Annotated in this window: 7 protein-coding genes and 1 pseudogene; 3 read left to right on the top strand and 5 right to left on the bottom strand. The window is 61.8% G+C overall.

Features of this window, described 5'->3' with window-relative positions; genetic code table 11:
* The coding region (locus tag CHB90_RS08835; protein WP_141135831.1) for a transposase at positions 1-303 on the top strand (303 nt) is incomplete at its 5' end.
* 12 nt (positions 304-315) lie between these two features.
* Positions 316-1,830 (top strand): annotated as a pseudogene (locus CHB90_RS08830) (efflux RND transporter permease subunit); the annotation flags it as partial.
* Positions 1,831-1,966: 136 nt separating this feature from the next.
* Here CHB90_RS08830 and CHB90_RS08825 read toward each other — a convergent pair.
* The 3 genes from CHB90_RS08825 to CHB90_RS08815 are packed head-to-tail and all read right to left on the bottom strand — an operon-like array spanning position 1,967 to position 3,170.
* Positions 1,967-2,335: a DUF2155 domain-containing protein gene (locus CHB90_RS08825; RefSeq protein WP_089277499.1), complete on the bottom strand. Its 369-nt coding sequence runs from the start codon at positions 2,333-2,335 to the stop codon at positions 1,967-1,969.
* Positions 2,332-2,790 (bottom strand): outer membrane lipid asymmetry maintenance protein MlaD, encoded by a 459-nt coding sequence (gene mlaD, locus CHB90_RS08820; RefSeq protein WP_089277498.1) that lies wholly within the window; start codon positions 2,788-2,790, stop codon positions 2,332-2,334. The genes CHB90_RS08825 and mlaD overlap by 4 nt, the downstream gene beginning before the upstream one ends.
* A complete protein-coding gene (locus CHB90_RS08815) occupies positions 2,787-3,170 on the bottom strand; it encodes an NADH:ubiquinone oxidoreductase subunit NDUFA12 (RefSeq protein ID WP_089277497.1) in 384 nt (127 codons plus the stop codon). The genes mlaD and CHB90_RS08815 overlap by 4 nt, the downstream gene beginning before the upstream one ends.
* Before the next feature lie 193 nt (positions 3,171-3,363).
* Here CHB90_RS08815 and CHB90_RS08810 point away from each other — a divergent pair, with 193 nt between their 5' ends.
* Positions 3,364-5,139: an FkbM family methyltransferase gene (locus CHB90_RS08810; RefSeq protein ID WP_089277496.1), complete on the top strand. Its 1,776-nt coding sequence runs from the start codon at positions 3,364-3,366 to the stop codon at positions 5,137-5,139.
* A 123-nt stretch (positions 5,140-5,262) separates the two neighbouring features.
* Here CHB90_RS08810 and CHB90_RS08805 read toward each other — a convergent pair whose 3' ends face one another.
* Both CHB90_RS08805 and clpX read right to left on the bottom strand, forming a co-directional pair.
* The gene (locus CHB90_RS08805) at positions 5,263-5,622 is read right to left on the bottom strand and encodes a RidA family protein (protein WP_089277495.1); all 360 of its coding nucleotides are present in this window, start codon (positions 5,620-5,622) and stop codon (positions 5,263-5,265) included.
* Positions 5,623-5,706: 84 nt separating this feature from the next.
* Complete coding sequence (clpX, locus tag CHB90_RS08800; protein ID WP_089277494.1) at positions 5,707-6,972, bottom strand: ATP-dependent Clp protease ATP-binding subunit ClpX; 1,266 nt, start codon at positions 6,970-6,972, stop codon at positions 5,707-5,709.
* Positions 6,973-7,000 lie beyond the last annotated feature (28 nt).

The raw sequence follows: 7,000 nt of genomic DNA, 5'->3' as shown, positions 1-7,000 counted from the left end.
AAAGCCGTGGGGAAACTGACCAAAGACCGCGACGTTCTCTTGGCATTCTATGACTTCCCAGCCGAGCACTGGAAACATGTCCGAACGACGAACCCAATTGAAAGCACCTTCGCCACCGTCCGACATCGCACAGGCAAAACCAAGGGTTGTCTCAGCCGTAAAACCGGCCTTGCCATGGCGTTCAAGCTGATGATGTCAGCGCAGACGAAATGGCGCAAACTCGACGGAGCAAACCGCATGCCAGAGATCATCCAGGGGATTGCATTCAAAGACGGGATCAAACAACTTAACCAAGCCGCCTGATTACGCCATCACCAACTTTCGGGCATAGCTCTGATTGGCCTGACCGTGGTCTGTTACATTGGCTTCGGGCAGGTCAAGCAACAGTTTTTCCCCGACAGCAACACACCGCTGTTTTATGTCCACTACAAGCTCCCTCAAGGGGCCAGAATCCACCGCACGGCGGAGGACATGAAGCAGCTGGAAACCTGGCTGGCGGACCGGGACGACGTGGTCTCCGTCTCGACCTTTGTTGGCGGCGGCGCGACCCGGTTCATGCTGACCTACGCCCCAGAAGAGGCGCTGCCGACCTATGGCCACCTCATCATCCGCACCGAAAGCCTCGAGCAAATTCCACCGCTGCGCGAGGAGCTAGAGGCGTTTGGGCGCAACACGCTGACGGATGGCGAGTTCCGCACTGAACGTCTGGCCTTTGGCCCCGGCGGCGGCGCCCCGATCGAGGCGCGTTTTTCCGGGCCGGACCCTGTCGTGCTGCGCGAACTGGCAGAGCGGGCCATGGCGACTCTGCGGACCGGGTCCAGCCAGTTGCAGGATCTACGCACCGACTGGCGCGAACGAGAACTGGTGATCAGGCCGAACTTTGCGGATGAACGGGCCAAGGCGGCGGGCGTCACCCGCGAGGATCTGGCGACCTCCCTGCTTCTTGGCTCTGACGGATTGCAGTCCGGGGTCTACCGCGAAGGTGACCGGCTGATCCCGATCATCCTGCGCACCGATGTCGCGGCGCAGGAAGGCGGGGCGCACCTGGCCGATCAACCTGTCTACTCCAGCGCGGCGCAGTCCTTTATCCCACTGTTGCAACTGATCGACGGCTACGACTGGGAGGCGCAAAACACGCTGCTGCGCCGTCGCGACCGAGTGCCCACCATCGCGGTACAGGCGGGCGTTCCCGCCGGTGTGAACGCCTCTGCCGTCTTCAACGAGATCCGCGCCGGGATCGAGGCGATCGACCTGCCAGAGGGCTATACGCTGGAATGGGGCGGCGAATACGAAAGCTCGACAGAGGCGCAGGCCGCATTGGGCAAACAATTGCCCCTGTCGCTGATCATCATGGTGCTGATTTCCGTGCTGCTGTTTGGCCATATCCGCCAGCCGGTGGTGATCTGGCTGCTGGTCCCGATGAGCGTCAACGGCGTCGCGTTGGGCCTGCTTGGGACCGGGCTGCCGTTCTCCTTTACCGCCCTTCTGGGCCTGCTCAGCCTGTCGGGGATGCTGATCAAGAACGGCATCGTTCTGGTCGAGGAAATCGATCTGGTCCGGGCCGAGGGCGTCGGCTTTCGCAAGGCGGTTCTGGATGCCTCCACATCGCGTCTGCGGCCCGTCGTGCTAGCAGCGGCCACCACGATCCTTGGCATGATCCCGCTGCTGTCTGACGCCTTCTTTGCGTCCATGGCCGTGACGATCATGGGGGGCCTTGGCTTTGCCTCGATCCTGACGTTGATCGCGGCGCCGGTGCTGTACTTCAGCTTTTTCCCGAAAGCGCGCAAGGCGGACGCGGCAGCCACAGCTGCGGCCAAGGCAAGAGCCTGACGCGGAAAACCCAAGGGCCGGACTGCGCTGTCCGGCCCTTGGGACATCCCTTTGTCACAGAGCCCAAGCGAACTGCGCCTTTAGGTCATCACTTGGAAAAAACCGATCAGTCCGGCTCCGTTCAGTCCGGCCCCGATCAGTCCGGCAGAGTGCAGCGCAAAATCCAGACATCGAAACGCGCATGGTCCATGGCGTTCAGCGCCGGGGACGAGGCGATCATCCAACCCGAGAATACAGGTTTTGCGATGCCAGCCTCCCGGATGGTCAGAAACGCATAGGCGTCGCCTGACGGATCCCCCTCGGGATAGCGGCATTCCTTCAGCGCGATCTCGATCAGGCCAAGAACCTCGGTCGCACCGTTTTGCAGCACGATGTCGGTCACCTTGGCGTTCAGTTTATCCAGACCACGCAGGACGGCCCCGGTCCCGACCGACACCGTTTCCTGCGCCGCGACGGGCACGGATGATGCCAGCGCAAACAGGACAACCGCCGCGCGGAGGATCATTCGGCTGTGTCCTCGCTCCCGCCGCCAACGTAGCGCAGCAGAAGCGTAAGCAAGCTGACAGAACCCTGCGTATCCAGGATCTCTTCGCCCGCAGCGTAGTAGAACAATGATCCGCCGGGAGAAATCTCGACATAGTTGCCGCCAAGCAGCCCCTCGGAGGCGATGGCGATCACGCTGTCGTCGGGCACCTGAACGCCGTCATTCAGGATCACCTTGGTATCGGCACGATAGGTCTCGGCGTTGAGATTGATCCCGGTGACAGTGCCCACCTTCACGCCCGCAAGACGCACGTCCGTGCCCACGCTGATCCCCTCGACAGAGCGGAACGAGGCGGAAAGTTCATATCCGGTCGAACCGAAAGCAAAGCCAGTGCTCTGAACAGTATAGGCCCCAAAGGCAAGCGCCGCCGCCAGAACAGCCCCGCCAACGGCCACTTCGGCCACGGAATGAGTCATTTGGGCGACCATGCCTCATAGTCGCGACGGTCTGCGGGCACTTCGCGGCGAATGGACCCGGCGGGCGCATAGGCCAGCGCGGTTCCGGTCAGGTTCTCAATGTGCGGCTTTTCCCAGGCCTTGTGCGGCAAGGGGCGGTCTGTCGGCGCTTCCTTGTAGGTGTGATGCAGCCAGCCATGCCAGTCGGGGCTGACGCGGGTTGCCTCGGCCTCACCGTTGAAGATCACCCAACGGCGCTTGCCATCGCGGGTCTGGTAATAGGTGTTGCCCTGCTCATCTTCACCCACCTTCACGCCCTTGCGGCTGGTGTAGATCAGGGTGTTGAGAGTGGCGCCATTCCACCATGTCACGGCGCGCAGAAGGGTATTGAGAATGCCCATGGACGACTCCTCGTGTGTCTGGGGCCTTGTATGGCGAATTCCCGCAGCGGGGTCCAGTGGCAGGCATGACGCATGTCCCCGGTTTGCCGCATCTGAAAACGGATCTGGTGCGGCAATCATGGTGAACATAATCTTAACACAAACGGGTGGCACGCCGATCATGAGCAAAAAGACGAAAAACAGGCGAGCAGCGATGCAAGATACATTGGTGGCAGTCACTTGCCGAGGCGTGGCTGTGCCTGCCTCTCCCTTTCTGACAGAGACGCGCCAGCGGCGAATGGCCGAAGAGCGCTATGAGGCCGATGAGATTGCAGGCGCTCTGTCCGTTGTGCGCCCCGGTGACCGGGTGCTGGAGCTGGGCGCCGGACTGGGCGTTGTCGGGGCCGTGATCGCCAAGAACGCCAATCCCAAGGCTGTCTTGTCGTTTGAGGCCAATCCCGATCTGATCCCCCACATCCGCGCGCTTCATGCCCTGAATGGGCTTCAGGACCGGATCGACCTGCGCAATCAAGTGCTGATGAGCGCACCAGAGCGGCCGGACACGCGGACGTTTTATCTGCGCAACTCTTTCCTCGGGTCCTCTCTGGTGGACGTGGACAACCGTCAGACGCGCCCGGTCGAGGTTCCGACCGCCTCTTTTGATGCCGTGGTCAAAGAATTCCGCCCCGACGTTCTGATCATGGACATCGAGGGCGGCGAACTGGAATTCCTTGAACACGCCACCCTCAAAGGCATCCGCGCCGTGGTGATCGAGTTTCACCCCACGGTCTATGGCGCTGATGGCACCAGAACCTGCAAGGATCGGCTGCGGGCGCTGGGGTTCCGCAAATCCGAAGACGTCTCTACCCGGTATGTCTGGACCTGCACGCGCAACCTTGTCCGGATGGAGCCGCCCAATCCGGTGGGCGGCTGGTCCTGCCAGATCGCGCGGTTGAAGCAGCCCGTGGTCGTGCCGCCTGCACTTCGGTCACATGTGCAACCCTCGGGCGTTTTGACCGCCGATGGGCAAGTGGTGCCGCACGCGGCGACCTGGCGTGCCGCGCGATTGCTGACGCCGCCACCCGCGCGCCCGCCGCAGGCAGAACGGTTGCCGGGGCGGTGGTTGTGGGGCGGTGTCCTTTGGCGCTATTTTCCGCACTTCGTGACCGAAAGTGTGACCCGGCTTTGGGCGTTGGAGCATATCGACGCGTCGCAGTTTGATGGCATTCTGTTCACCCCCAAGAACCCGACCAACTCGGACCCCCTACCTGCGTTCCACCGTGAATTCCTGTCCTTGATGGGATGTGATCTGCCGATCCATGAGGCGCGCACGCCTTGCGTCCCCGATGAGTTGATCGTTCCTGGTCAGGGCTTTGGTCTGGGAGAGATTAGTCGCGGCACGGACCGGTTCATCGAGGCTGTGGCCCTGCGGTTTGGGCAGGGTGTTGCGCCCGAGGGATCGGACAAGCTGTATATCAGCCGCTCTCGGCTGGGTGCGGGGCGGGGCGCGCTACTGGGGGAGGCACGGTTGGAGGCGTATCTGGCCGCGGAGGGCTATGAGATCTTTCATCCGCAGGCGCACTCGTTGACCGAACAGGTGGCCCGTTACAAGGCGGCCAAGCAGATCGTGGCGGCCGAGGGATCGGCGTTGCATTTCCTGGCCTTTGCGGCACGACCGGATCAGCAGGTGGCGATGATTTTGCGGCGGCGTTCCGGGGCAACGCAGCATATCTCGGCGCATCTGGAAAGCTTTTCGGGCCGCGCTCCGCTGTGGATCGAGACCCTGCGCCGGGCATGGATGCCAGCCGGTCAGGTCCGCAAGAGATTGGCCGTCGGAGAGCCGGATTTTGCGGCGGTTCAGGCAGCCCTTGTGGGGGGAGGATTCGTGGCCCCCGGCCCGGTTTGGGAGCAGCCCGGAGAGGATGAGGTGCGTGCGCTCTTGGGGCCGGATTTTGAGCTGCTGGACGAGGGCGTCCGGCTGGCGGGGTAAGGGGTTGTCCACACGTGGACAGCGTTTCGCCTGAAAGAAATCAATGGCTTGCAGAGACGGTTTAACCTTGTCTAAAGACTTTGCCAGCCGTGGCGGTGGGTCGAAACCCACCCTAGGAATGGATCAACGCGCGAGCGCCGTGACCTCGATCTCGATCCGGTATTTGGGGTCGATCAGCCCGCATTCCACCATGGTCGCGGCGGGAGGATTTGCGCCAAACGCCTCACGCAGGATCGGCCAGCAGGGTTCAAACTCGGCCCGATCCGGCAGGTAATAGGTGACCCGCACCGCGTCGGTCAGGCTGGTCCCTGCCTTTTCAAGCGCAGCCGCAATTGTCGAAAGCGCGGCGCGACACTGGTCCTGCACCGTCTCGCCCTGCCCGACCGTTCCGGCGACATGGACAAAGCCGCCAGCGACAACCGCGCGGCAATAGCCGATCTGCTCCTCAAACGGGCTGCCGGACGAAATGCGGGTGATGGTCATGGTGTCTGTCCCTTGGACAAAGGAAAGGCGGGGAAAATCCCCGCCCTACACTTGTTTCGATATGTTGTTCGAGATGTCGCGGCCTTACCCGGCCGAGGCACCCTCTTTCTTGGCATCGGCGTAGATCATCAATGGCTTGGCCTCGGAGATAACCGATTCCTCATTGACGACAACCTCTGTCACCTCATCCATGCCCGGCAGTTCGAACATGGTATCCAGCAAGATCCCCTCAAGGATGGAGCGCAACCCGCGCGCGCCGGTCTTGCGTTCAATCGCCTTTTTGGCGATGGCCGACAGCGCGTCATCGGTAAAGTCGAGCTTGGTGTCTTCCATCTCGAACAGGCGCTGGTACTGCTTGACCAGGGCGTTCTTGGGCTGGGTCAGGATGGTGACAAGCGCGTCCTCATCCAGATCCTCAAGCGTGGCGATGACCGGCAGACGGCCGACAAATTCCGGGATCAGGCCGAATTTCAGCAGATCCTCAGGCTCCAGTTCCTTGAACGTCTCACCGACGCCAATCAGGCTGTCATCACGCACATCGGCCCCAAAGCCCATGGCAGAGCCTTTGCCGCGCTGCTTGATGATGCGGTCCAGACCGGCGAAGGCACCGCCGCAGATGAACAGGATGTTGGTGGTGTCGACCTGCAGGAATTCCTGCTGCGGATGCTTGCGCCCGCCCTGCGGCGGAACGGAGGCAACGGTGCCTTCCATCAGCTTCAACAGGGCCTGTTGCACGCCCTCCCCCGACACGTCGCGGGTGATGGAGGGGTTTTCCGACTTGCGCGTGATCTTGTCGACCTCGTCGATATAGACGATGCCGCGCTGCGCGCGTTCGACGTTGTATTCGGACGATTGCAGCAGCTTGAGGATGATGTTTTCCACATCCTCGCCGACATACCCCGCCTCTGTCAGCGTGGTGGCATCGGCCATGGTGAACGGCACATCCAGAATGCGCGCCAATGTCTGCGCCAACAGCGTCTTGCCGCAGCCGGTGGGGCCGATCAGCAGGATGTTGGATTTCGCCAGTTCGATGTCCGACGATTTCTGCGCATGGTTGAGACGCTTGTAATGGTTGTGGACCGCGACCGAGAGCACCCTCTTGGCCGTTGCCTGACCGATCACATAATCGTCCAGCACATCGCATATTTCACGCGGGGTGGGCACACCATCAGCAGCCTTCAGCCCGGCGCCTTTGGTTTCCTCGCGGATGATGTCCATGCAGAGCTCGACGCATTCGTCGCAGATGAACACGGTGGGGCCCGCGATCAGCTTGCGCACCTCATGCTGGCTCTTGCCACAGAAGCTGCAATAGAGGGTGTTCTTGCTATCGCCGCCTGAATTCGTTGCCATAGTGCACCTTTCCCGGTTTCAGTTCCGG

Origin of the sequence: Antarctobacter heliothermus (assembly GCF_900188425.1) — a bacterium.
Classification (GTDB): Bacteria; Pseudomonadota; Alphaproteobacteria; order Rhodobacterales; family Rhodobacteraceae; genus Antarctobacter; species Antarctobacter heliothermus.
The sequence above is the reverse complement of the archived record's forward strand: the minus strand, read 5'-3'. Positions and strand labels throughout refer to the sequence as shown.